The 22,830-nt window shown below is 45.2% G+C and carries 23 protein-coding genes; 2 read left to right on the top strand and 21 right to left on the bottom strand.

Annotated elements, in window-relative coordinates:
* Nucleotides 1-41: 41 nt before the first annotated feature.
* The 4 genes from MHO32_RS12870 to MHO32_RS12855 form a co-directional block, all read right to left on the bottom strand.
* A complete protein-coding gene (locus MHO32_RS12870) occupies nt 42-1,328 on the bottom strand; it encodes a TRAP transporter large permease (protein ID WP_005445143.1) in 1,287 nt (428 codons plus the stop codon).
* A 12-nt stretch (nt 1,329-1,340) separates the two neighbouring features.
* The gene (locus tag MHO32_RS12865; RefSeq protein ID WP_005445141.1) at nt 1,341-1,880 is read right to left on the bottom strand and encodes a TRAP transporter small permease subunit; all 540 of its coding nucleotides are present in this window, start codon (nt 1,878-1,880) and stop codon (nt 1,341-1,343) included.
* A 132-nt stretch (nt 1,881-2,012) separates the two neighbouring features.
* Nucleotides 2,013-3,107 carry a TRAP transporter substrate-binding protein gene (locus MHO32_RS12860; RefSeq protein ID WP_005445140.1) on the bottom strand — a complete coding sequence of 365 codons (1,095 nt, stop codon included), beginning with the start codon at nt 3,105-3,107 and terminating at the stop codon, nt 2,013-2,015.
* A gap of 415 nt (nt 3,108-3,522) precedes the next feature.
* Nucleotides 3,523-3,927 carry a hypothetical protein gene (locus MHO32_RS12855; protein ID WP_005445139.1) on the bottom strand — a complete coding sequence of 135 codons (405 nt, stop codon included), beginning with the start codon at nt 3,925-3,927 and terminating at the stop codon, nt 3,523-3,525.
* Between the two features lie 270 nt (nt 3,928-4,197).
* Here MHO32_RS12855 and MHO32_RS12850 point away from each other — a divergent pair, with 270 nt between their 5' ends.
* On the top strand, nt 4,198-4,866 hold the full coding sequence (locus MHO32_RS12850) for a DUF2982 domain-containing protein (protein ID WP_005445138.1): 669 nt from the start codon (nt 4,198-4,200) through the stop codon (nt 4,864-4,866).
* Between the two features lie 11 nt (nt 4,867-4,877).
* On the opposite strand, the gene MHO32_RS12845 is transcribed toward MHO32_RS12850, so the two are convergent.
* The 15 genes from MHO32_RS12845 to nrfB all read right to left on the bottom strand — a co-directional run bounded on the left by MHO32_RS12845 (nt 4,878) and on the right by nrfB (nt 19,390).
* Entirely contained in the window at nt 4,878-5,534 is a 657-nt protein-coding gene (locus MHO32_RS12845) for an MBL fold metallo-hydrolase (RefSeq protein ID WP_005445137.1), read from the bottom strand.
* Nucleotides 5,535-5,664: 130 nt separating this feature from the next.
* Nucleotides 5,665-6,213 carry a DUF882 domain-containing protein gene (locus tag MHO32_RS12840; protein WP_005445130.1) on the bottom strand — a complete coding sequence of 183 codons (549 nt, stop codon included), beginning with the start codon at nt 6,211-6,213 and terminating at the stop codon, nt 5,665-5,667.
* Between the two features lie 173 nt (nt 6,214-6,386).
* Complete coding sequence (locus tag MHO32_RS12835; RefSeq protein ID WP_239212376.1) at nt 6,387-7,979, bottom strand: L,D-transpeptidase family protein; 1,593 nt, start codon at nt 7,977-7,979, stop codon at nt 6,387-6,389.
* Between the two features lie 104 nt (nt 7,980-8,083).
* Nucleotides 8,084-9,166: a DUF1513 domain-containing protein gene (locus MHO32_RS12830; RefSeq protein ID WP_050924406.1), complete on the bottom strand. Its 1,083-nt coding sequence runs from the start codon at nt 9,164-9,166 to the stop codon at nt 8,084-8,086.
* Nucleotides 9,147-10,184, bottom strand: coding sequence for an imelysin family protein (locus MHO32_RS12825; RefSeq protein ID WP_239212367.1), 1,038 nt, complete (start codon nt 10,182-10,184; stop codon nt 9,147-9,149). Before MHO32_RS12825 ends, MHO32_RS12830 begins: the two co-directional genes overlap by 20 nt.
* A gap of 10 nt (nt 10,185-10,194) precedes the next feature.
* A complete protein-coding gene (locus MHO32_RS12820; protein ID WP_029790970.1) occupies nt 10,195-11,577 on the bottom strand; it encodes a di-heme oxidoreductase family protein in 1,383 nt (460 codons plus the stop codon).
* Nucleotides 11,578-11,669: 92 nt separating this feature from the next.
* Complete coding sequence (locus MHO32_RS12815; protein ID WP_005445123.1) at nt 11,670-12,932, bottom strand: imelysin family protein; 1,263 nt, start codon at nt 12,930-12,932, stop codon at nt 11,670-11,672.
* A gap of 175 nt (nt 12,933-13,107) precedes the next feature.
* The gene (locus MHO32_RS12810) at nt 13,108-13,704 is read right to left on the bottom strand and encodes a GTP cyclohydrolase II (protein ID WP_005445121.1); all 597 of its coding nucleotides are present in this window, start codon (nt 13,702-13,704) and stop codon (nt 13,108-13,110) included.
* A gap of 279 nt (nt 13,705-13,983) precedes the next feature.
* Complete coding sequence (locus MHO32_RS12805; RefSeq protein WP_239212365.1) at nt 13,984-14,160, bottom strand: hypothetical protein; 177 nt, start codon at nt 14,158-14,160, stop codon at nt 13,984-13,986.
* 145 nt (nt 14,161-14,305) lie between these two features.
* Nucleotides 14,306-14,716, bottom strand: coding sequence for a heme lyase NrfEFG subunit NrfF (gene nrfF / locus MHO32_RS12800; RefSeq protein WP_005445117.1), 411 nt, complete (start codon nt 14,714-14,716; stop codon nt 14,306-14,308).
* The gene (locus MHO32_RS12795) at nt 14,703-15,236 is read right to left on the bottom strand and encodes a DsbE family thiol:disulfide interchange protein (protein ID WP_050925943.1); all 534 of its coding nucleotides are present in this window, start codon (nt 15,234-15,236) and stop codon (nt 14,703-14,705) included. Before MHO32_RS12795 ends, nrfF begins: the two co-directional genes overlap by 14 nt.
* Complete coding sequence (locus MHO32_RS12790) at nt 15,214-17,121, bottom strand: heme lyase CcmF/NrfE family subunit (protein ID WP_047516440.1); 1,908 nt, start codon at nt 17,119-17,121, stop codon at nt 15,214-15,216. The genes MHO32_RS12795 and MHO32_RS12790 overlap by 23 nt, the downstream gene beginning before the upstream one ends.
* Before the next feature lie 10 nt (nt 17,122-17,131).
* Nucleotides 17,132-18,103 carry a cytochrome c nitrite reductase subunit NrfD gene (gene nrfD / locus MHO32_RS12785; RefSeq protein WP_005445111.1) on the bottom strand — a complete coding sequence of 324 codons (972 nt, stop codon included), beginning with the start codon at nt 18,101-18,103 and terminating at the stop codon, nt 17,132-17,134.
* A complete protein-coding gene (nrfC, locus tag MHO32_RS12780) occupies nt 18,100-18,786 on the bottom strand; it encodes a cytochrome c nitrite reductase Fe-S protein (RefSeq protein ID WP_017189460.1) in 687 nt (228 codons plus the stop codon). Before nrfC ends, nrfD begins: the two co-directional genes overlap by 4 nt.
* Before the next feature lies 1 nt (nt 18,787).
* The gene (gene nrfB / locus MHO32_RS12775) at nt 18,788-19,390 is read right to left on the bottom strand and encodes a cytochrome c nitrite reductase pentaheme subunit (RefSeq protein ID WP_017817906.1); all 603 of its coding nucleotides are present in this window, start codon (nt 19,388-19,390) and stop codon (nt 18,788-18,790) included.
* 450 nt (nt 19,391-19,840) lie between these two features.
* Between nrfB and nrfA the strand changes: the two genes are divergently transcribed.
* Nucleotides 19,841-21,268: an ammonia-forming nitrite reductase cytochrome c552 subunit gene (gene nrfA, locus MHO32_RS12770; protein ID WP_005445107.1), complete on the top strand. Its 1,428-nt coding sequence runs from the start codon at nt 19,841-19,843 to the stop codon at nt 21,266-21,268.
* Nucleotides 21,269-21,364: 96 nt separating this feature from the next.
* Here the strand turns inward: nrfA and MHO32_RS12765 are convergent, their stop codons facing one another.
* Nucleotides 21,365-21,919: a hypothetical protein gene (locus MHO32_RS12765; protein ID WP_038898619.1), complete on the bottom strand. Its 555-nt coding sequence runs from the start codon at nt 21,917-21,919 to the stop codon at nt 21,365-21,367.
* A 214-nt stretch (nt 21,920-22,133) separates the two neighbouring features.
* Complete coding sequence (locus MHO32_RS12760) at nt 22,134-22,757, bottom strand: TPR domain-containing protein (RefSeq protein ID WP_005445105.1); 624 nt, start codon at nt 22,755-22,757, stop codon at nt 22,134-22,136.
* Nucleotides 22,758-22,830 lie beyond the last annotated feature (73 nt).

The raw sequence follows: 22,830 nt of genomic DNA, 5'->3' as shown, positions 1-22,830 counted from the left end.
GTGAAAATTTTCACATCACAATTCCTTGCTTCTTACTTGCATTAGGACATGCCATAGAATCCTGGGAAAAATAACAATGAAGCAAGTACCACAATCTGAATCGCAATGAATGGCATCACACCGCGGTAGATATCCCGAGTGGTCACGCCTGCCGGAGCCACACCTTTTAGGTAGAACAAACTAAAACCAAAAGGCGGTGTTAGGAATGAGGTCTGCAGGTTCATCGCAATCAAAATCGCAAACCAAGTCATGTTGATACCCATCAACTCGGCAACAGGTGCAATGATTGGCACGATAATGAAACAGATTTCTACGAAGTCGATGAAGAACCCAAGGATAAGGATGACTAACATGGTAATTATCAAGAAGCCCCATTTTTCACCCGGAAGTTCTAACATCCACTCTTCAACAAGGTAATCCCCCCCAGTGTACGTAAACGCCATTGAGAATGCCGTTGCCCCGAGCAAAATCGCAAAGACCATCGCGGTCACTTTTACGGTCTCTTTCGAAGCTTCATACACCATCGACCAACTAAACTGTTTGTAAAGCAACGACAATACAATTGCACCAGCCCCACCCAGTGCTGCGGACTCTGTTGGGGTAGCAATACCCGCAAAGATAGAGCCGAGAACAACAATAATCAGCGCCAACGGTGGCAGTACGGCTTTCAACGCAGTAATCACTTCTTCTTTACGACTGATAGACTCATCACGCTCGATAGGCTGGGCTGCTTCAGGGTTCAGTTTGGCGTAAATCAAAATGTAGATCACATACGCGCCCACCAGCACCAATCCCGGCCACACTGCGGCTTGGAACAAATCCCCGACTGGTACACCGAGAACATCCCCCAGAAGAATCAAAACTATGGAAGGCGGAATGATTTGACCTAACGTGCCCGACGCACAGATGGTGCCACAAGCCAATCCTTTGTCGTAATTGTACTTAAGCATCACTGGCAAGGAGATCAACCCCATTGCCACTACCGATGCACCGACTACCCCCGTTGATGCGGCAAGCAAGGCACCCACCAACACGGTTGAAATGGCAATACCACCGCGAATACCACCAAACAAACGCCCCATCGACTCAAGCAATTGCTCAGCCAATCGGGTCTTTTGCAACACTAATCCCATGAAGACAAACAGAGGTACTGCCATCAGTACCGTATTCTCCATGATGGATTGAATGCGATAAGGCATGAAAGCAAACATCTCAATGCCTTCTGCCCATACGCCAAAAATTAATGCGATGCCGCCAAAGGTGAAGGCGACAGGAAAACCAAGCAGTAGCGCAAATAACGCCACAAAAAACATCACTATACCGATCATACTGAATTCCTTTTACGACTTACCGTTGTTACCGGCATAGATAAGATGAGGGTTAACAATTTTGTTGATGGAATGAAGCAGCAAACCAACCCCGCTTACCGCCATAAACAAAAACGAAAGTGGGATCATACCTTTAATGATCCATCGGTATGGCAAACCACCCGGATCTCCGGATGTTTCGCCCAGCGCGTAACTCTCTTTGGCAAAGTCGACACCAAACCAAGCAACCAATAGGCAAAAGGGAAACAAAAAAAGTAAAGTGCCTAAAATGTCGATTATGGACTGCGCTTTGTATGACAAGCGCTCATAGAAAATATCGACGCGCACGTGCCCGCCGGATTTAATTGCGTAAGGCACACCAAGTAAAAACACGGCAGAGAAAAGGTGCCATTCCATTTCTTGAAAGGCGATCGAGACGTCATTGAACACATAGCGCATGACAACGTCGTACACCACGTTCGCTAGCAACAAAATAAATAAGATGCTGGATAACCAGCCTAGAAAATCACCGAAGCGGTTAAAGATTCGCTCAATATAAATAAGGCTTCTCATTCCGAACTCCATGGAACGTGGGGGAGATTGGCTCCGCTGGTTCGCGGAGCACTTGTTATGACCTTCTCTAAGAGAAGTTTTCTTGGGCTTCATTGGCAGGCTAAATCACTCGAAATAGCCTGCGATACGAAGTTATTGCTGAGCTTGGCTGTTTAAGTAAGCTCGGTGTGAAATGTCAGACCAAGGGCGTACTTGCTCGATGTAGCTTGCTTGTGACTCTTGGATTTCTTTCGCTAGCGCGTCTTTCTCAGCATGCTGTTTTAGCAAACGCTCGTTCGCTTCTCGCAGTGCTGAAATCACCTCAGGTGGGAAGTCTTTAACTTGTACGTCTGGGTATTCTGATTGGATAGATGCCCAGTTCTTACCACTTTCATGTTTAGACTGCGTGTACATATCGTAAGCCGCCGCTTTCATCGCTACTTGCAAGATCGCTTTTAGATCATCCGGTAGGCGTTCCCAAGTACGTTTGTTCACTAGGAACTGCAGTTCGGTACCTGGCTCATGCCAACCTGTATAGTAGTAAGGAGCAATTTTGTGGAAGCCCATACGCAAATCCAGAGATGGTCCTACCCACTCCAATGCATCAATCGTGCGTCGCTCAAGAGAAGTGTATAGCTCACCCGGTGCGATGTTTGTTGGTTTTGCACCCAGCTCTGCGAGAATTTCCCCAGCGAAACCCGGGATACGCATTTTCAGACCTTTTAGATCATCTACTGATTTGATTTCTTTCTGGAACCAACCGCCCATCTGGGTATCGGTGTTACCACCAGGGAAAGACAGCAAGTTATGCGGAGAATAAACCTTCTCCATCAACTCCATACCACCACCGTAGTAAAACCATGCGTACTGTTCTGTTGGCAACATACCGAAAGGCATAGAGGTGAAGTAAAGGGTGTTTGGTACTTTGCCTTTCCAGTAATAAGAAGCGGAATGTCCCATGTCGTACTGACCGGATTTCACCATATCAAACACGCCAAGCGGCGCTTTATGCTTGTTTGCGGAATCAATACGAATTTGTAGGCGTCCGTTTGACATTTCTTCTGCCATTTTCGCCATGTTCTTTGTTGCATCACCGAAGATAGGGAAATTCGGTCCCCAAGTCTCCGCTAGTTTCAAGCGATACACTTTATCGTCAGCAGCGTTAGCAGAAGTCGCTACAAATGCCATGGTTGCTACCATCGCTGTCGCTTTGAGTACTCGTTTCAAAGATTTTTGGATAAGACTCATCGTTCACGTCCTTTGTCACCAAGGTTATTGTTGTCATCCATTACATAAGGATTCGATATAGAAGATGGGACATTACTTGGAAGTAAGAAATGGGCATGAACACGCAACAAATCGGTGTCTATAAGCTAGGCTTAGTCGTTAGTATTACGTATTTCTGCGTAGGCGATAAGCGATCATCATGAAACAAAGTCGTAAAATCAGAATGTTATCTATTTCATTTGGAGAAAGCAGCATAGAAACCACGTACGTGGTTAACTGCGAAAGAATTTACACAGTATTTAATAAATTGTGACAAATGACGGATTTGTATCGTTAGAATGCTCAATTATGGAAGGGAAAAAGCCGCTCTTAAGGTAAAAAAATACCCCGGTCAATGCCGAGGTATTTAATGCAAAAAACAGAATTACAGCGGTAATTAAACTGCTTTATAGATAACTTTGTTACCTGCTAACTGCTCTTTTTGAACTAGGTTTTCTTCAAGAAGCTTCTTCAGTGCGCCAGTAGCCCATGATGCCGCTTTAGTGTCTTCTTGACCAGCAGCCAGACCGATACCTTTAGGGTTGATACCTTCTGCGTTTGCTACAACGATATCTAGTACTTGTTGCTGCTTAGGAGTAAGTGCAACCTCAACCGTTTTTGCTGCAGCTACTTTCTTCTCAGCTACTGCTTTTTCAGCAACAGCTTTTTTAGCAACGGAAGGTGCTGCTGCTTTCTCAACAACAGGTTTAGCCGCCTTCGGTGCTGCAACTACGTTTGCTACTGTCGCTTTAATGCGTTTTTGCAGTTTCATCTGCACTTTACGCTTATGAGCAAGTCTCATTGAATATTTCTCCAGTTCACTGCATCTCAGCAGGGATGAAAATTTGAAGCGCGTTTTATACCAAAAATCACAAACGATTTGTAGGTTTTAGCGGCGAAACGCGATGAAAAATGCGCTCATTGCATAGAACGTCTACTATTTAATCAGATAAATTGTGAACGGATTTATTGAATACTGGGTATAAAAACAGAGGTTCTTTGTTTCTGATAAGCAAGCAAATGAATATCAAAAACAAGAGTCTCAACACCATTGTTCAATGAGGCTAAAAGCATGGAAACGCGGCATCTCAGCAACTCACATTTCAAATCTGACTCCCCCATCAACAAATTGATCATGTTTATGGTTGTCACGATTACCTTATTTCTGGTTTTAATTGCTCCAGGATGGAAACAAGCCATGTTGTCGGTGATCTTGATGGCACTCATCGTTGGCTTTGCCATTGTAATGATCAAAAAGAGCCAGGTCTCTTTCACGCTCACCGCTTCTCATTTCCAGCAACATCTTTTCAAAGGCGGCTGGGTACTTCGTTGGAAAGACATTGATTCAATCGGTATTTGCACCTACGAGCAAGAAGGTTGGCATCAGCCTTTACCTTGGATTGGTATTCGCTTGAAGCACTATTCCCCTTATCTCAACTCGATCTGTCCTCGAATCGCAACGGAAATTTTATTAGGGCAACGAGCTTTGCTTTACTTAGGCGCAAGACAAAATAATTGCGAAACAAAATTTGAAGATATGGTGTTAGACCCCGCTCCATACATTAATCAAGAAGGCATGCATTACGAAGGTCTACAAGCCATGCTGGCGAATAGAATGAAGTATCAGAGGCAGTTTTACGGCTATGACGTGTTTATTTCAGCCAGTGACTTAGACCGAGAAGCTGAAGAGTTTGTAGGATTGGCTCGACGTTACTTAGCTGCCGCCGAGCCAGATGCTTAATTCAATGCGCCTTAATATAGAGGCATTTCGTCTGCAACGAATGGGTTTGTCTTGCGTTCATGACCAAACGTCGATTGTGGGCCATGCCCAGGAACGAAAGTTACATCGTTGCCGAGTGGCCACAGCTTTTCTTTGATCGAACTTATCAATGTATTGAAGTCCCCTTGAGGGAAATCTGTACGACCTACACTGCCGTTAAACAAAACATCACCAACGAAAGCAAGACGAGCTTCTTCACTGTAAAGCACAACGTGACCAGGCGTATGTCCAGGCGTATGAATAACATCTAAAGTTTGGTTGCCAAAAGAGACCTTATCGCCCTCATTTAGCCATTGATGTGGTTCAAACGCTTCAGTCAATGGGAACCCAAACATTTGACTCTGACCTTCCAAGCCTTGCAACCAGAAGTTATCCGCTTTGTGTGGCCCAACAATTTCAGTGCCACCAAGAAGAGCAGATAATGGTTCAGTGCCGCCCACATGGTCTAAGTGACCGTGTGTCAGAACTAGGTTTACAACCTCAACACCCAACTCTTTGATCAGCATTGCCAGTTGCTTTTCATCACCACCCGGGTCAACCACAATGCCCTTCATGGTTTCATCACACCAGACAATAGAACAGTTTTGAGAGAAAGATGTTACGGGAACAACTTGGTACTTCAGAGCCATAGATAACCTATACCGAATAAATTTTCGTGAAAACTGCGGCAACTATGACACTAAGCCAAAGTGACTTCAAGCGCTGAGCCATGGGTAATTAACGACTTTCTACGTCAATAAATTAAGTCTTAGGCAGGCACTACCAAGAACGTACTGCGCCGGTATCGATATGTACAAAGTTACTGCGTGGGTAATAGCCAACACCACCCGCTTTTAAACTTAATGCGGCATCACGCACGGTCGAAAGCTTGACGCCATCTAAGCGAAAATCGATCGCTTTGCCTTCCATGTGCATGCTTTTCTTTGCCACGCCAGAAGAGTTGTTGCGTAGCGATGCATTCGTTAGAGGCGAACGGTACCCTGAAATCACAATTACCTCTGCATCGGTACCTATCAGTGCTTGGATCTGACTGATTTGATCAAATAAGCGGCGGTCCATTGGATGGATTTCGTTGCGACGATGGTCACGACAAAACTTATCAAGCCGTTTAAGTTCCTCGTCCACATAAGTACTACCGTTGAAGTAGCATGACTCCAAAAGCTCACCAGTATTGAGATTATTCATCGCAAGCACACGAGGTTCATCAGGCAATGAAGCCCAAGACAAACTTGGCATCGCCGAGGCGACCACAACACCACCAGCGGTCATTTTAAGAAAATCACGACGGGAAAAATTACGACTTACCATGACAAATATACTGCTCAATTACTGTACGAGCAGCGGACATTACCGAAACCTATTTAACGCGTCAAATGCATAAACCGGTCCGGCTTGTCGCTTTTAGGCTGGATTTTTTGCTTACTTATTGAACAAAAAACAGATTTTCTTAATTGTAAATTTTCTTAAATTAAGTGTGCCCTTTACCCTTGGTCGTCGTATTGATAAATATCATCACGGTAGTAGAGCGTGCCTTCTTCTAACCACGCGGTTTGATAAATGATGTGCACTTGAATTCGCTCACTCAAAGGCACTGAGGTGTTGGAGCGACGTCCACTTTGACGTTTTTTCGCTAACCGTTCTTCAAGACCTTGCGTTTTAAAGAGCAACTCAGCAAGTTGATCAGCATGCTCAACGCGAACACACCCTGAGCTGAACGCTCTCCGATCTTGATCGAACAAGTTTTTGCTTGGAGTATCGTGTAGATAGATTGCTTGTGGGTTCGGCATATTAAACTTGTACAACCCTAAAGCATTGTGCGAACCCGATGACTGTCTCATCCGGTAAGGAAAGCTTCTTGGGTTGACCTTTGCCCAGTTAATTGTGGTTGGGTCAATGATCTCTTGCGAGGTCCATGATCGGATGATCTGGATATTATGCTCGATCAGATACATGGGATTGCGCTTCACCTTAGGGATGATGTCCTTAACCATGATCTTCCAAGGAACATTCCAAGTTGGGTTTAAGATAACGGAATCGAGCGTGCCCGTCATGATTGGGGTCTTGCGTGATGCTCTCCCCACCACTACTTTGGATTCAAACAGTGCTTGTCCTTGATGCCAGTAGGTCACTTCGTAACCGGGGACATTGACAAACACCACATTGTCACGCTCTTTTGCCCAAATCCGCGAGCGCTCTGCGTTAAGTGCTAGAGAGTGCAATCGTTGCTCAGGAGAGAAGTTGATCCAGCGAATCGTATTGGGGCCGATGATACCGTCTTGCTTCAAGCCATGAATACGTTGAAACTCCATCACCGCCAGTTCTAGGTTTTCATCATAACGTGTGGTCTCTGTGTCTAAATGACCGACTTCAACGCCCACGATTTGCATCCGCGCTATCAGGCTCGATTTATCAAATAGCTCGTCTCCGACTCTCGCCAATCTCTGCTCTTGCTGATACAAAGGGAATTCAAACTGCGCGTAAGTCGATAATGAAGCAAAGGCGGTATTAAATGATGCATCCATTTGTAGGGGGGAGCGAAGTTCGGCAAGAAACTGGTCAAGTTTGCCTACCGTGATTTCATTACTCAACAACGACAGCGTTTCGATACTTGGCGCAGGCAGTTTGACGTGAACTTTATTTGCAAATAGCCAATTGATGCCTTCTTGTGGAACTTGTTCAAGGTAGGACAAATACATGAGGAGTGAATCACTCATCACCAGATCAAAGTCAAGCTCATCACCTTGTTCGCGTACTTGTTCAATACGTCGCAGTTGGTCATCAAATTCAGAGGTCACATCCGCCAATGCCACCAGCTCAATTTGAAAGATGAGTTGATCAACATCAGTTTCATTTTCCCAGTTGAGACGGTAGTTGGTGCTTTGGTAAAGCTGATCGATGACATCTGGATAGTGGATCATCTTCTCCACAGACAACTGCTCAACCGCGCCCTCTTGCTCTGTTTGTGCAGATGCATCGGGAGAAACCACGGTTGAAAAGCTGCAAAACGGCACCAAAAGTGCCGTTATCATTATGAGTCTAGCAATCACTGAAACGATCCCTTCGTTACGTGCCATAAAAAAAGTATGGCAAATATCTCACGGGTTGCCGCTTTAAAATTAAGAATCTGCAAACGAAAATGCCAACAAGATCCTCAATAAGATGTTACTTAATGATCTTTCTAGACAATTCTCGCCCAGTGGTTATCCCATTGAACGCCGCTAGCAAAAGTATTCTTTGACTCTGTAGGTCTTTGTTCGACCACTCTCCCTGCGCCAGAGCTGACGCGAAACTCATCACCGTAAGTGACGACACCAGAAGCATCTGGTAGTGCATTCAATTCAACCAACTGTCCGGTGGATTTCGACCAAATACCGTAACAACTTCCCGGAGGTGATGTTGCTAATATCCAATCTTCTGTCGCAGCAATGCTTGCCACATAATGATTAAAACGCGCCCACTGCTCCGGTTCAGCTTGCAAATCTTGCATCTCACCACCACGCGTATGCATGGCGATCAAAGCTGGGTATTCATCCGGCTCACCACGATATTGCTGACCGCAAAGCACTGTCTCAACACCATCATGTGCAAGGTGACGAATACTCAGCTTATGATCGGGTAAAAACACTTGGTCTAATAATTCTCCTTCTTGCGAAAGATAGCTCAGACTTGGCGTCATGGTATTTAGATTAAGCGGCTCACGTCCATTCGTGTGGACGCCACCAACACCAATGGCTAAAGCACCGTCAGGCATCATGATGACTTCATGAGGTCCGAGACCAAATCCGCTCAATTCATCGATTTTTTGATACTGCCTTTGCGCATCATAAACTCCGATGATCCCTCGGCTTGTTCCCCTTTCCCCCTCAGTAGCAAATAAGTAATGACCATCATGGGAGTAAACACCATGCCCATAGAAATGGCGGTCCACTTTTGCTAACTCCAGTTTGACCATTTGCTCCGAACGATAGTCAAACACCATAAAAAAGGTGCCGGGACGACGACCAAAGACAACCGCATGACCTTGCGGGTTGGTCGCCACGCCATGACCCCGTTCAGGGATTGGCAGCGAAGACAGCGGCATGCCATGTTCATCGGCAACTACGGCAGCGTATTTGTCGCGTCCAATGATAGAGCAGCCAATCAAAGCAGGCTCGCGTGTGTTTGTTGAAGTGCAACCGAACGGCAGAACAGGGGCAGCCGCTCCAAACAAAGCGGCTTTCAGTAAGGTTCGGCGAGTTTGATCAGTCACCATCGGTTGCATTGAATCCTATAACGACACCAAGTTCGATAGCCACCTCTTCGTGGATCAGATACTTCAGTTGCTCAAGCTTGTTGTATTGTGCGAGAACCATTCGATAACCGTCTTTGGTTTGCAGCGCGGCAAACAAGCTTTTATCTTCAGGCCACGTATCCAATGCCATATCAAATTGATGAACAACACGATCAGCTAATTCACTATGCCCCTGCTCACGAAGCAATGCATCTAAACCAGAGCCGTTAGCAAGATAGAGAGCCTGTAACGCTTCAAGGTTAGCCTTCAAGTTAGACAATGAGGTTTGTGAACGCCATGATTCTGAGAAATAAGGACGCGGTTTGCCTATTTTGGCCAATGGACGGCTCAGCTTCTTCATACTGTATTCTAATTGATTAGACAGCAACGAAATGTACTCAGACTCCCACTCCGTCATGTCTAATGACTTCCATGGGTTTTGTGCCCATGAATCTGCAATGATGCTTGCTTTGTTATTAAGGTTTTCTGCAATCGCAACACTGGTAGCACACGTATTGCTATTAGTAGATAAACTCGACGCCTTGTCGTAAAGCAACCATTCCAGCGCACCCAACCCTTGTACTGTTACGCTTTGAGTCGAAATATCCTCTGCGCTCCAAATTTGGTCAGACTTCGTTAAGACCGACATTTTTCGTCCAGTCGTGTTCTTCTTGTCTGGCCAAAATTGCACATTCCAGCTCTGCTCTAATGCAGTCGCAGGTCCACGCTCTTGCCCTTGTAATGCCATCCACGCCAACATGGTTTGATGCCATTGTTGCTTAATTTGCGCATCGGCTTTCATATGTGAAGCACAGTATTCTGTGAGGCTCTGCTCTAACTTGGTTGTCTGAGTTACAAACGCCTGTGCCGCGTTAAACTCCACCTCGTATACGTTTTGTGAAATATGGCTTGTACTCTCGGGCTCAACAGAGCTTGACCCGTTTGTCGATTGGCAGCCAGCCAAACTTAACGTTGCGGCAATCGCACTCACTAACAAAGTTATTTTCATGGTTGGCTCCTTATAGAGAATTCAGGAATGCGATCAATGCATCGCGTTCTTTCTTGTTGAGCGCTAAAACGTTTTGCTTAGCCGTTTCTGCCTCGCCGCCGTGCCACAATACGGCTTCCATTAAGTTACGTGCACGACCATCATGTAAGAAGTAAGTATGACCATTCACCTCTTCGGTATAACCAATCCCCCATAACGGCGCGGTTCGCCATTCACGACCATTCGCTAGGTACTCAGGACGGTTATCTGCCAAGCCGTCACCCATGTCATGCAGAAGCATATCGGTATAAGGGTGAATAAGTTGCTCAGAAAGAGCCGGTAATTCCGGTCGCTTAGCGGTTTTTACGCTCGTCTTGTGGCAACTTTCGCAGCCAGAAGACGCAAAAATCTGCTGACCAAGCTGAACCTCGGGATCATTGATATTTCGACGTGCCGGTACTGCGAGATGTTGACTATAGAACTCAACAAAATCGAGGATATTTTTACTCACCTCTGGTTTGCCGCCATTAGGCATGTCATCACAAATCGTCTGCTTAGAAGTGCAGTTTTCGTTCGGGAACAAATGACTAGTCAGACCCACATCGCCGTTAAATGCAGCGGCGTTTTGTTGCATGAGCGTCGGTTGCCCTGCTTTCCAGCCAAATCGACCAATTGAGAAATCGTCTTTTTCGATGTCCCACACTTTATTCACTTTGCCAGAGATACCATCTTTGTTTGTATCTTGCTCGTCAGCCCAAGCCAGCAACGTTTTATCGGGAATGCTCTCCAGCAAACCAAGACCGATCATTGGCGGAGCAACACGCGCAGAGAACTCTGTATCAGGGTGCATCGCCCCATAACCTAAATCCGTAATTTGCAGCACTGGCTTTCTGAGTACGACCTTGGTGCCATCTTTAAAAGTAACTGGCACGTCGGTGTAACTGATATTGATTTTGCCTTCCGGCGTTTGATCTTGCAGTGCAAAATCTTGTAGCTGCCCACCGTAAGTTGGCTCAGGGATACCGCCATCTTTGATGTACGCTTTTTTCTGCTCCGGAGTCATTGCTGGAATACTGAGGCGCACTAGCATAGAGACCGCATGCAAATCGTCTTTTTCCGGCGGATGACCACGCCCATCTTTGATATGGCAGTTTTGGCAACCATTCGTGTTAAACAAAGGTCCCAGTCCATCGCGAGCGTCTGTTGATGCAGGCGCTTGTACCCAAGGGTTACGGAAGAAACTGTTGCCGACACTAAAGTCCAGCCGTTTGCTCATCGGCAGGTTGGCAGCAGGAAGAGAATACGCGTTAGCGCCGTCTTTTTTGACGCTGGTTTTGCCACCAGACTTAACATCATAAGCCATGGCAGAAGAAGAAAGGAGCGCGACTAGCGCAGAATATAGGTATGGCTTCATATCATTGCTCTACTAATACGACAGGTGTGATAACAACGAGCTCAAACGGCAAAAGGGCTCACGAAGAGCCCTTATTTATTATGGTTTTCTTATTAAAACTCGTGATCAGCAGTATCAGGGCTTAAGCTGTCGATACCGACGATGTTCGCCGCTCGCTCAATCGCACCTGTTTGAGCTACCAATGACATAATCGTGTCATTGACTAACGCATTGCCTTGCGTATTACCAGCTGCGATCAACTGGTCAAAGTGTTGGTTATTCTTCTCTGCAGAAGTAACCAGCTCGCCCACTTGGCTACGTGTTGTATCAAACTGCTTTTGGATCTCTTTTGCCGCTTGTTTGTCTTTTTGAGCGACTAAATCCGCAATACTTGGACCAGACAGTTCTTTTCCATCAACACCTTTGTACGTACCTGTGTAAACGTTGTAGATGCCTTGCTCATTGTAGTAATGAGAGTTATGCGTGTTGTCTGAGAAACAATCGTGCTCATCTTCAGTAGAGTTTGCCTCTAGCGCTACTTTCATACGTTCGCCCGCTAGTTCACCTAGAGACAGAGAGCCCATGCCGAACAACATCTTACGAAGACCATTATCCGCAGATTCGCTTAGAAGCTCTTCACGGTAATTACCTTTTACTTCCGAAGACCACTGCTTCTCCATCCACTCAAGATCCTGAACCAACAGATCTGCAGCCGCTTTTAGGTACTCACCACGACGGTCACAATGATCATTCGTACATTCAGAACCAACCACAAAGTCAGTATAAGCGCGCTGACCCGCACCCGCATTTGTGCCATTTAGATCTTGGCCCCAAAGTAGGAATTCAATCGCGTGGTAACCAGAAGCAACGTTTGCTTCAGAGCCACCCACTTCGTTTAGATCCGCTAGCAACTCTGGTGTAATTTTTGAAACGTCTAGCTTAGACGCACCAATTTGTAGGCTTGTGTTTGCGATGATATTTGCTGCAGCACCTTCGTTACCAAGCTCATATTGGTAATCGGAAGCGACATAGTCAATCAGACCTTCATCGAGCGGCCATGCGTTAAGCTGACCTTCCCAATCATCGACGATTGCGTTACCAAAACGGAAAACTTCAGACTGTTGGTATGGTACGCGAGCGTCAAGCCAAGCTTGTTTAACTTCTTCAAGCTTTTTCGCTGATGGGGATTCAAGAAACTCATCGATTTTTACGTCGAGTGTTTTCGCTGTAGTCACAGAATCAGCGAACACGGCGTGTGCCACGTCAGCATAATGTTCGACCACTTGTTGTTTAGTTACTGTCGCAGCAACCGTAGAACCACTGGCAATGAGGAGTGATGCAGCAATAGATTGGACTAATACTGTTTTTGCATTCATCTGAAGCATCCTTGTTGAGCATTTTAATTATCGTATTGGTAGTGCTAATTATTCTTATTTGCACTTTTGTCCCGAGATAATACAAATTTACAATTTATTTGCAACTCCAGATACAAAAAAAGCCTCATAAAAATGAGGCCTTTAACAGTCATTATTGTCAAATTTATCTTTAAGATTAAACCTTTAGGTGGTGTTTCCCGTGTGAAACCTTTGCTTTAAGATAATTTTCATTGCCATCTTTAATGTGCGCTGAAGTGTTGACAACCTCTGTAATTTCAATTCCGTATTCCGATAACTCACGGATTTTTTTAGGGTTATTAGTTACGAGACGGATTTTTCCAACCCCTAACGCCTCAAGCATTTGTGCCGCCTCGGTGAAATCGCGCAAGTCATCATCAAAGCCTAGGTGGTTGTTGGCTTCATATGTGTTCATACCCTGGCTTTGTAAACGGTACGCATCAATTTTGTTGTACAAACCGATCCCGCGACCTTCTTGGCGAAGATATAAGATAATGCCACCTGACTCACCCATTCGGTTGATGGTTTCTTCCAATTGCTCGCCACAGTCACAGCGTGAAGAGTGGAACACATCACCAGTCAGACACTCAGAGTGCATGCGCACTAAAGGCATGTCTTGTGTTTGGTCTGCTTGCTTAAAGATAATTGCTACATGCTCTTTATCCGTCTTCAGACCGCGAAAAGACAGGATTTCGGCATCAATGTTACTGTTAGCCCCGACTTTAAAATCTACTCTGGCACGTACTTCCGCCATATCTACACTCACTCGATTTATTGCTTGATGCATGTTCGTTATTGCATTCATGGGATTGTTCTCATTTGCTCTTCAACTATGGGGATTGATACCGCATTTTTCAATGTTGAGATCACAACGAGCCCTATTCTTATGTGTGACAAGCTTGGAAATCCTATCGGAATAACACCCGCTAGCCGACTTTACAATTGTTATAATATAACATTTATGACGAACTACAATAAAAAAACCCCAGACATATTTGCCTGGGGTTTAGAAAGAGTTATTAAAATCTGGCATTCAATGCGTTTGGCTTCGCTTCCATACGGCGAGCTCAATCCAGACCGCTTCGAGTTCTTGAATTTCCTCGTCGGTCAACACCGCGAGAGATGAAGTGACTTGAGGCAGTTTCGGTGACTGCAATGCACGAATCTGCGAATAAAAGTCCCTTTTTAATTGCGTTATAACTGAATCCACTGCGTACACCTATTCATTCTTTATTACTCCTCCAGCTCAATTTATATCGTTTGCTATTCGCTGAAGCATTCATAAATTCGAGAAAATGATAACATTCTGTTTGTTATGTGCACAATTTATTTTTAATAGTGGAATAACGGTCACATTAATCACGCCTTATCATTCGGATCGAATATAGGACAAAAAAGATCAAAAATAACGCCGGAAGGATCCACAGCATGGCAGTAGAATAATTAAATGGTGGTTTATATAGAACAATATTCCCATAACGAGTCACCAAATAATCTTTCACTTCTTGATCTGAATGGCCTTCATTCACCATGGTATACACTTTCAAACGCAGGTCTTTTGCAGCCTGCGCGTTTGACTCAACTAAGTTTTGGTTCTGACACTGCGGACAGCGTAATGTCTTGGCTAATCTCGTTGCGCGTTGTTGCAGTTCAATAGAATGAAACTCAAACAGATCAACATTCTGCACAATTTCTTCACTCTTTAGCGAAGAAGAAAATAACGCAAACGTGACTAGCATGAGAAATAGATAATTAAATCGAAACATTCAAATAACCTGAAAATATATCGTTCCATTTATCCGAAGTTAACTCACCTCGATATTTGATCAACACCTTGCCATTTTGATCAATCAAATACGTTTCTGGTGTTCCAATAACCCCTAGCTCAACTGCAAGCCTACCATTTGGATCACTGATCACCTCTGTGTATGGATTTCGTTTAGAGCTCAAATATTCACGAGCAGCTTGATCGTTGTCTCGATAATTCAGTCCAATAATAACGACACCAAGCTCAGCAAGTTGCAATAATTCTTCATGTTCACGCTTGCATATGCCGCACCAAGATGCCCAAACATTCAGTAATTTATACTGTTCCTTTTTAAAAACTTGCTGAGTGACGTCATTACCCGAAAGTAAAGACGTGGCGGTAAATTCAGGGATGGATAAATTGCGCTGCTGAGACAATTCGACATTCGGTCTATCTGATAACGCGATAGTCGCTACAACAGCAAATGCAATCACACTCGCGACTAACCCTGCTAGTTTAAGCGTATTTCTCGGTCGCATTGAATGCCTCTTTTCTTTTCGTCATTAATGTCGTGCACATACCTAGCACCGCTAGAATGCCGCCGATCCAGATCCACCAGATCCCAGCCCGATACTGCACTTTAATCGCATAAGCATGAATATCGACTTTATCACCTAACGTCACATAGTAATCCCCATACCACCGCGAGCGAATCGCTGGTTCGGTCATATTCATCACTCGCACAGGGTAATGGCGTTTCTCTGGCATAAAGTTGAGACGGCTACCGTCCTCAAGGCGCAGATCGATCATTCCTTGCTCGGCGGTGTAGTTTGGACCTACTCGCCACTCTATCCCATGATAGTCGATGCTAATATCAGCTCTTTGAGACGTAGTACCCGGTTCTACACGCAGATTATATTCATATGAATAGTCACTATTAAACACAGCTCCGCAACATGCTACCGCAAAGCCAATATGCGCAAACACCATTGGTAACCGCAAACGTCTATTTTCTGTTTTAAATAGCATTAAGGCATGTGACACTCCGACCCACGTTGACAATACTAGCGTGATAAGGCTTGTCAGATGAATAACGTCGACAGTAAAGATAAAAGCACACCCGACAACAAACGAGATCGCGCCTGCAGTTCCGGTTTGGGAAGCCATCGTCTGATTGATGCCTTTACTCCATTTCAGGATGGGCATTAGCACAAGAGCAACGAGCGCTAGCAGGCTTAAAGGGAAGATAAGGCTGTTAAAATACGGTGCTCCTACTGAAATATTCCCCAACCCCAAGAGTTGATAAAGCATAGGGTAAAAGGTGCCGAGAAAGACGATTGCTGTCGTCATAACGAGCAATCCAATTGCAAAATAAACGGTGTAGGCTCGGCTGGTTAATGTGCGAAGTTGAAAACGGGCGATATGTTCGCCTTTGGTGATAAGCAAGGCAAAAGTCACAATCACTAGCAGACACAGCACGCTAAGCAATACAAGACCTTTGGTTGGATCTACAGCAAATGCATGCACCGAAGTGAGCACACCAGAACGCACCACAAATGTGCCGAGAATACTCAAGCTGAATGTTGCAAAAGCTAACGCATAAGTGCTCCAAATTGCCCCCTTGTTTCTCGTCGCAATGACCCCACTATGAAGTAACGCACTACCAGTTAGCCAAGGAAGCAACGACGCATTTTCTACTGGGTCCCAGAACCACCAGCCACCCCATCCAAGTTCGTTATAAGCCCACCAAGATCCAACGATGATACCCAACGTGAGAGTGCCCCAAGCAAAAAGTACTGGACCACGTGCTGCGTTATACCATTCATGAATTGGTCGCGGACCTAACAGCGCCGCTAGAGCAAATGCCAAAATTGCCGCATAACCAACGTAGCCCAAATACAGCAAAGGTGGATGAATAATCAGCCCTACGTCTTGCAACATCGGATTCAAATCCCGCCCTTGTGTAGCCAACTCTTGCGCGTATTCAAATGGATTAGAAGTAAGGAGTGTAAACCACGCAAACACCGCAATCAGAATATTCATAATACCTAAACAATCAGCGGTGTATTGCCCACTAATAGGTAACTTGCGTGCTATGTAGGAAGCCCAAAGACTTAACGTGACCACCCAGAACAACATCGACCCTTGGTGTCCTCCCCATGCGGCAGCAATTTTAAACGCCATGGGCAATTGGCTATTAGAATGAGTGACCACGTACTCTAAGGCGAAGTTGTCCTGAATAAAACTGATGATCAATAGGGTTAAACAAACTAAAGAGGCTAAGCTGATGATGTGTGACATCGCTATTTGATGGGGCAATACCACCTTCTTATTCATGGCGCGCCTCATCCAATGCAATAATGCCGTACAAGTCGATGCGACACCGACCAGTATCAATAAGAAAAATCCCAGCTCAGCCTCCATTTTTCCTCCTTTATACGATGGTCATTTGACCGGCATAGAGAATGAAGGTACGAAGCATCAAAACCCCAACCAAACTCAAAGAAGTCACCACGAACACATAGCCACCTTTGTGACGAACTTCGGCAGGCGTCAACCAATTGAGCGTCAAAGGCATTAACATGCCGATGAGGATCACGCCTCCCCAGAACCATTGTGCCCAAAAACCCGTCGATATCGCATTCCAAGCCGCGACTTCGTTCTGACCACCGCTGAAGATCAGTCCGGTAAAGAAGGTAACTAGGACAAACAACTCAAACAATACGACTGGGCGTTCAAATCCGTGTACCCATGACACACTAGGACTGCTGGTTGGTTCTTTAAATACCAAGATACCAAACATCAAACTGGCCGCAGCACCGGAAGACAAACTTGAAAATAGGAACAAGATTGGTAGCACTGGGTTGTTGAGCATTGGGTAAGTCTTGAGTGCAGACAATAAGAAGCCTGTGTATGCAGCGAGTACAATCGCCAAGAAACCTAAGAACAATTCTACGGCATTATTCGCTTTACCTGCTTTGATCAAGACAGTATCCGCCAAATCGAGCAATTTGCTCGGCAATTTTCCTTCACAAAAACGGATGATTTGATGACGGAAAATAGTGCCAATCCACACGAACAAAACAATCATATAGACTTGGAACAGGATGACGCCCATCGACATAACTGACGTCGGGTTGTAGTAAATCATGATCTTCCAAAACTCGAGAGGTTTGGTTAAGTGGAAAATCAAAATCACTAAGCCCGAGATAATGCCAAATGGTGCTAGCCAAGCCATTGCTTTCATGATGCCATTATTCGCCGGATCACCTTCAATGACTTTGCGCTTAAGATAGAGCGCTATCATCACAGCTCCTGCCGACATGCCCGCTAAGAATAAGTAAATCGCGATGATCCAATCCCAGACTAACGAGTCAAAATGGAAAGCACTTTCAAAGCCGTTCATGATGATACCTCCCCTTTACTATGCGGAATTTTGTACAGCTTAGGTTGCGTACCCAAATGTGATTTATCGCGGTACACCACGTGGCTTTCTATCGCTTTACTCACGTCACTCGTTGGATCGTTCAGATCGCCAAATATCAGCGCTTTAGTTGGGCAAGATTCAACACAAGCTGGTTGTTTACCTTGCGCTAAATTGGTGTCTCTACAGAAGTTACATTTGTCCGCAGAATGGTCGACGGGATTAAAGAAACGCACTTGATAAGGACAAGCAGCAAGACAGTAACCACAACCGACACACTTTTCCTTGTGTACATCGACAATACCAGTCGCTTCATCTTTATAGGCAGCCCCTGTTGGGCATACATATACACAAGGAGGGTTATCACAATGCTGGCAGGACTCTCGAGTGAACTGATACTCCACGTCAGGAAATTCACCAATCGGTTCACCACGGTGAATTTTAAGGCGTGTCACGCCATCAGGCACCTTATTTACTTCTCTACAGGCATCAGTACAGGCAGTACACCCAATACAAGCGTTCTCATCATGCACCATACCTAAACGTTTACCTTGTTCACTGTCGCTGGCATAAAGAGAGGAGCTCACAACAGAGGTGCCTGCAACGCCCGTGGTCAATATCAATGCGCCGCTGCCGGCTAAAAAGTTTCTTCTCGAACATTTCATGCTATCTCTCCTCTTCTTTTGCGAGCTCAGGTTTGACGGCAAATTCAGAGTGACAATCCACGCACTGTTTGATCAGTTGCTTTCTGTCGTACGACAGCGCTTTAGTTTTGGCGGCGTGTACATCATGACAATTTGAACAAGTGAGATTTTTAGCATGCACATCATGTGTCCAGTGGCTTTCTCTTAGCTTTGTTGGTGTATGACAATCCACACACTGGCTGTTCGCTTTGAGGATCAAGCTTGGGTCTAAGAACACTTTGTCGTGCACCGCTTTCGATTGAGCCGCTGAAAACTTGATTACATCAGGCGCGCCTTCTCGATGGTCAGGACCGATATTACTATGGCAGTTGGTGCAATTAAGCTGTTTACCCTGACTGAGTAACGCTTGAGGATCATGCGAAAGGTTCAGAGTCTCTTTGGCATCCTTGTGACATTGCAGACATTTATAGTCTCTGTCACGGATTAACTCGACTTGATGACGCTCAGATTGAGCTCCATCAATTGGCTCTGAAGAAGTCGCATGGGCGGCGATGGTAAAACCATAGATGGCAAGGATGAAGAGAAATTTCAGCATTGTCTCTATGGTCAATTTTATATTGCCCATATTTTTCTTTCCTTAGCTCGATAATAATTGATAACTATTCTCAACTATTTATTTGAGCGACAATTAATTTCCTCTGAAGATATTTTCCAAATCTTCAAATGACATCAATTCTTATTTCGGAAAGCCACAACGCTAAACCTATATTTATAATACCTCTATTATTCATAAGGGGTAGAAACACCTGTTCAAAAAGCGAACTAAATCACCCTATTTTTAAAATGGTTAAAAAGCCAACCCCTTATCAAACAAGACATTAACCACTACCCCTTTAGGGGTATATAAATCTAAATATGATTGAGATCACTGGTGTAAATTGATCTAAAACAAGACAAGTTTCGCTCACTATTTCATCTCCTTAATTAACTAATAATATTAACTTTAGATCTCCGATTCTTATTTGGAATAGCTCCTCACAACGCTGCTAATAAAAACGAATATGGAGATAACACCGTGAGCATAAAACACTGGATGAGCGCACCAATCGCGGTTGCGACCTTATTCGCCAGCCAATTATTTTTGGCCGGCGCTCCGTTGGCAGCAGAAGAGAAAGGTCTCATGGACCCTCGCAATGATGCCTTTGAGCAACAACACCCTGACCAATACCACTCATGGAAAGCCACCTCTGAGAGCGAACATATTGAAGATGCCCTAGGCGAAGATCCGAACATGGTAATCTTATGGGCAGGCTATGGATTCGCGAAAGACTACAACAAGGCACGCGGTCACTTTTACGCACTCGATGATGTTCGCCAAACTCTACGTACCGGTGCACCTAGCGATGAGAAGTCCGGTCCCATGCCAATGGCGTGTTGGAGCTGTAAAAGCCCAGATGTGGCGCGTGTGATTGAAGAGCGAGGTGAAGACGGTTATTTCGAAGGGAAATGGGCACGTTTAGGCTCAGAAATCGTCAACCCGATCGGTTGTTCTGACTGTCATGACACACGCTCTGAAGAGTTTAAGAAAGGTGAGCCTGCTTTAGCATTGACCCGTCCATACGTAGAACGTGCATTCGATACAATAGGCAAAAACTTTGATCAGCAATCTCGCCTAGATAAACAAGCATCAGTATGTGCGCAATGTCACGTAGAGTACTACTTTACGGGTCCGACGAAAGCCGTCAAATTCCCATGGGACATGGGCACTACCGTTAATGACATGGAGAAATACTACGACGCGCTAAATTTCAAAGATTGGACGCATGCAGTCTCCAAGGCACCAATGTTGAAAGCACAGCACCCGGGTTACGAAACGTGGCGTGATGGTATCCATGGCAAAAACAAAGTGGTCTGCGTGGACTGTCACATGCCTAAAGTAACCAAAGAAGACGGCACAGTTTACACCGATCACAAAGTGGGTAACCCATTTGATCGTTTCGAAGACACGTGTGCGCAATGTCATACCCAAACCAAAGAACAGCTGCAAGGCATCGTTTCGACTCGCAAAGCGCAAGTACTGAACATGAAGCTCACTGCCGAGAAGCAAATCGTGGCAGCGCACTTTGAGGCAGGAGCTGCATGGAAAGCCGGGGCAACAGAAGAAGAGATGCAACCTATCCTTCAAGATATCCGCCATGCACAATGGCGTTGGGATTACGCAATTGCCTCTCATGGCGTTCATATGCACGCGCCTGAAGTGGCACTTGAAGTACTGGGTACTGCAGTCGACCGCGCAGCAGACGCCCGTACTAAGCTGGTTCGTTTACTAGCGACGAAAGGCATTACTGACCCAGTACAGATCCCTGATATTTCAACTAAGGCCAAAGCACAACAAGCTCTTGGGATGGATATGGAAAAAATGAACGCGGACAAGAAACACTTCTTAGAGACCGTGGTTCCAGATTGGGATAAAGCAGCAGCGGAGCGCGAAGCAACGTACTAATCAACTAAGATAACACCATGCAAAGTACAGGGCGCACAATGCGCCCTTTTTGTTTGATCGTAGGAAAAGACGAACTAAACCCAGCTCGCCTTATAATTAACGGCGAGGAAGTCTCGGTCTGGGCTGTATATTTGGACGTGTTTTAGGCATTTGAATGCTAGGTTTTGCTACCGGGCGTTGAACTTTTGTCTCTGGTCGCGTTTCTCTTTGTTGCACTTTTTCTTTCAATGCTTTGTCTTGCATCAACGCTGGTTCGATGCGTTCCGGACGATTCTCCCATTTAGTTTGAATCTCCTGCTTTTGTTCTTCTGGTAGCGATTGCCAGTGATCGTCAAGCTGACGTTTCATGGTGTCGATGTTGGCGGACATATCATCGTCTTTCCAATCTTCAACTTTGTCTTTGATGGATTGTTGTTGTTCTTCATCCAAACCGTTCCACCACGCTTCCAACTTCTCTTTATACTCGTCATCGTTATCACAACAACCTGGGTAGTAGTAAATCCAATAATCATCATGATCGTACCACCATGGGTCGTAGTAACCAGAAGCGTAATAAGCCGAAGATGAGGAACCGGAATGATCGGAAGAGGTACAACCCGCCAACACGGAACCGCATAGCACCGCTAATATCCCTAACGCTTTATTGTTCATTCATCACCCACTTTCCTTTTACTGCTCCAGAGGCTGTTTATCTTTCGCGGTTAATTTTAGACGCCCCTTTGGGGTAACGTTTATTGGTCACTTCTACTGCGTTTTTGGCTTCTCATAAAGACGAACTGCACATCAAAACCTCTGCTTTGTGTAAAGGCCCAACAATTCGCTGCAGAAATCAGCACGAAGGGTCAACAGCCCCCTAATTATATGCTTACAACAACTCTTTCGCTTTGTTGATTGAGTTTATGATTTGTACACGATCCAAATTAGGATCATTGGAATCTAATAATAGTACCCAGGTATCAATGGCTTCTTGAAAACGAAATGACAAAAAGTGGTCATTTGCAATCAAAGACAAAGCGGCTTCATTGTGCGGCTCGAGCTGTAAGGCTTGCTCAAGTAGCAGAGTGACTTCTTCCGTCATGGATTGTTGGTGGAGGTAATATAGTGTGGTGGCTTTCGCGGCAAGTTGGGTGGCACTAACAACGTCACTAAGCTGAATAGCATAATCAAAACAAATCAATGCTCCATCAAGCTCCCCTTCAACAAGATAGCCCTGCCCTAATTGAAACCACAATGCTGCATTATTTGGGTCTTCGCGCAACTGGTCTTGGATCTCTTGCATGATATCCCGTGCATTGGTCATACGTGACATCTCGGCTTGCATTGTTGGCGGTGGCGTTTGTCGCAAGAGTAAAAAGCTTGCACTAGTAACAACCAAAACTAAAGTACAAAGCCCAAACCATTGAGCCGGTTTGACCTTTGAAGCGCTGAGCGATAACACCACGACGAATAATCCCATCAGAGTGATGGCAACGAAGAACCAAGCAGACATAATGTACCCCACAAGCAAATATTGGTTTAGTTTACTGACTTCCTCTCAATATTGCGTTGATACAGATACAAAA

Origin of the sequence: Vibrio sp. MMH1-50 (assembly GCF_022347645.1) — a bacterium.
Taxonomy (GTDB): domain Bacteria; phylum Pseudomonadota; class Gammaproteobacteria; order Enterobacterales; family Vibrionaceae; genus Vibrio; species Vibrio harveyi.
The sequence above is the reverse complement of the archived record's forward strand: the minus strand, read 5'-3'. Positions and strand labels throughout refer to the sequence as shown.

Coding starts and splice junctions, on each gene's coding strand:
- MHO32_RS12835 (WP_239212376.1), bottom strand. CDS start 7,979: ATGGCACGTAACGAAGGGATCGTTTCAGTGATTGCTAGACTCATAATG.
- MHO32_RS12850 (WP_005445138.1), top strand. CDS start 4,198: ATGGAAACGCGGCATCTCAGCAACTCACATTTCAAATCTGACTCCCCC.
- MHO32_RS12760 (WP_005445105.1), bottom strand. CDS start 22,757: ATGTCTGCTTGGTTCTTCGTTGCCATCACTCTGATGGGATTATTCGTC.
- nrfB (WP_017817906.1), bottom strand. CDS start 19,390: ATGGGCAATATAAAATTGACCATAGAGACAATGCTGAAATTTCTCTTC.
- nrfD (WP_005445111.1), bottom strand. CDS start 18,103: ATGAACGGCTTTGAAAGTGCTTTCCATTTTGACTCGTTAGTCTGGGAT.
- MHO32_RS12765 (WP_038898619.1), bottom strand. CDS start 21,919: ATGAACAATAAAGCGTTAGGGATATTAGCGGTGCTATGCGGTTCCGTG.
- MHO32_RS12860 (WP_005445140.1), bottom strand. CDS start 3,107: ATGAGTCTTATCCAAAAATCTTTGAAACGAGTACTCAAAGCGACAGCG.
- MHO32_RS12830 (WP_050924406.1), bottom strand. CDS start 9,166: ATGCAACCGATGGTGACTGATCAAACTCGCCGAACCTTACTGAAAGCC.
- MHO32_RS12825 (WP_239212367.1), bottom strand. CDS start 10,184: ATGAAAATAACTTTGTTAGTGAGTGCGATTGCCGCAACGTTAAGTTTG.
- MHO32_RS12855 (WP_005445139.1), bottom strand. CDS start 3,927: ATGAGACTTGCTCATAAGCGTAAAGTGCAGATGAAACTGCAAAAACGC.
- MHO32_RS12820 (WP_029790970.1), bottom strand. CDS start 11,577: ATGAAGCCATACCTATATTCTGCGCTAGTCGCGCTCCTTTCTTCTTCT.
- MHO32_RS12870 (WP_005445143.1), bottom strand. CDS start 1,328: ATGATCGGTATAGTGATGTTTTTTGTGGCGTTATTTGCGCTACTGCTT.
- MHO32_RS12815 (WP_005445123.1), bottom strand. CDS start 12,932: ATGAATGCAAAAACAGTATTAGTCCAATCTATTGCTGCATCACTCCTC.
- MHO32_RS12795 (WP_050925943.1), bottom strand. CDS start 15,236: ATGCGACCGAGAAATACGCTTAAACTAGCAGGGTTAGTCGCGAGTGTG.
- MHO32_RS12845 (WP_005445137.1), bottom strand. CDS start 5,534: ATGGCTCTGAAGTACCAAGTTGTTCCCGTAACATCTTTCTCTCAAAAC.
- nrfC (WP_017189460.1), bottom strand. CDS start 18,786: ATGAAATGTTCGAGAAGAAACTTTTTAGCCGGCAGCGGCGCATTGATA.
- MHO32_RS12810 (WP_005445121.1), bottom strand. CDS start 13,704: ATGGCGGAAGTACGTGCCAGAGTAGATTTTAAAGTCGGGGCTAACAGT.
- MHO32_RS12865 (WP_005445141.1), bottom strand. CDS start 1,880: ATGAGAAGCCTTATTTATATTGAGCGAATCTTTAACCGCTTCGGTGAT.
- nrfF (WP_005445117.1), bottom strand. CDS start 14,716: ATGTTTCGATTTAATTATCTATTTCTCATGCTAGTCACGTTTGCGTTA.
- MHO32_RS12840 (WP_005445130.1), bottom strand. CDS start 6,213: ATGGTAAGTCGTAATTTTTCCCGTCGTGATTTTCTTAAAATGACCGCT.
- MHO32_RS12790 (WP_047516440.1), bottom strand. CDS start 17,121: ATGGAGGCTGAGCTGGGATTTTTCTTATTGATACTGGTCGGTGTCGCA.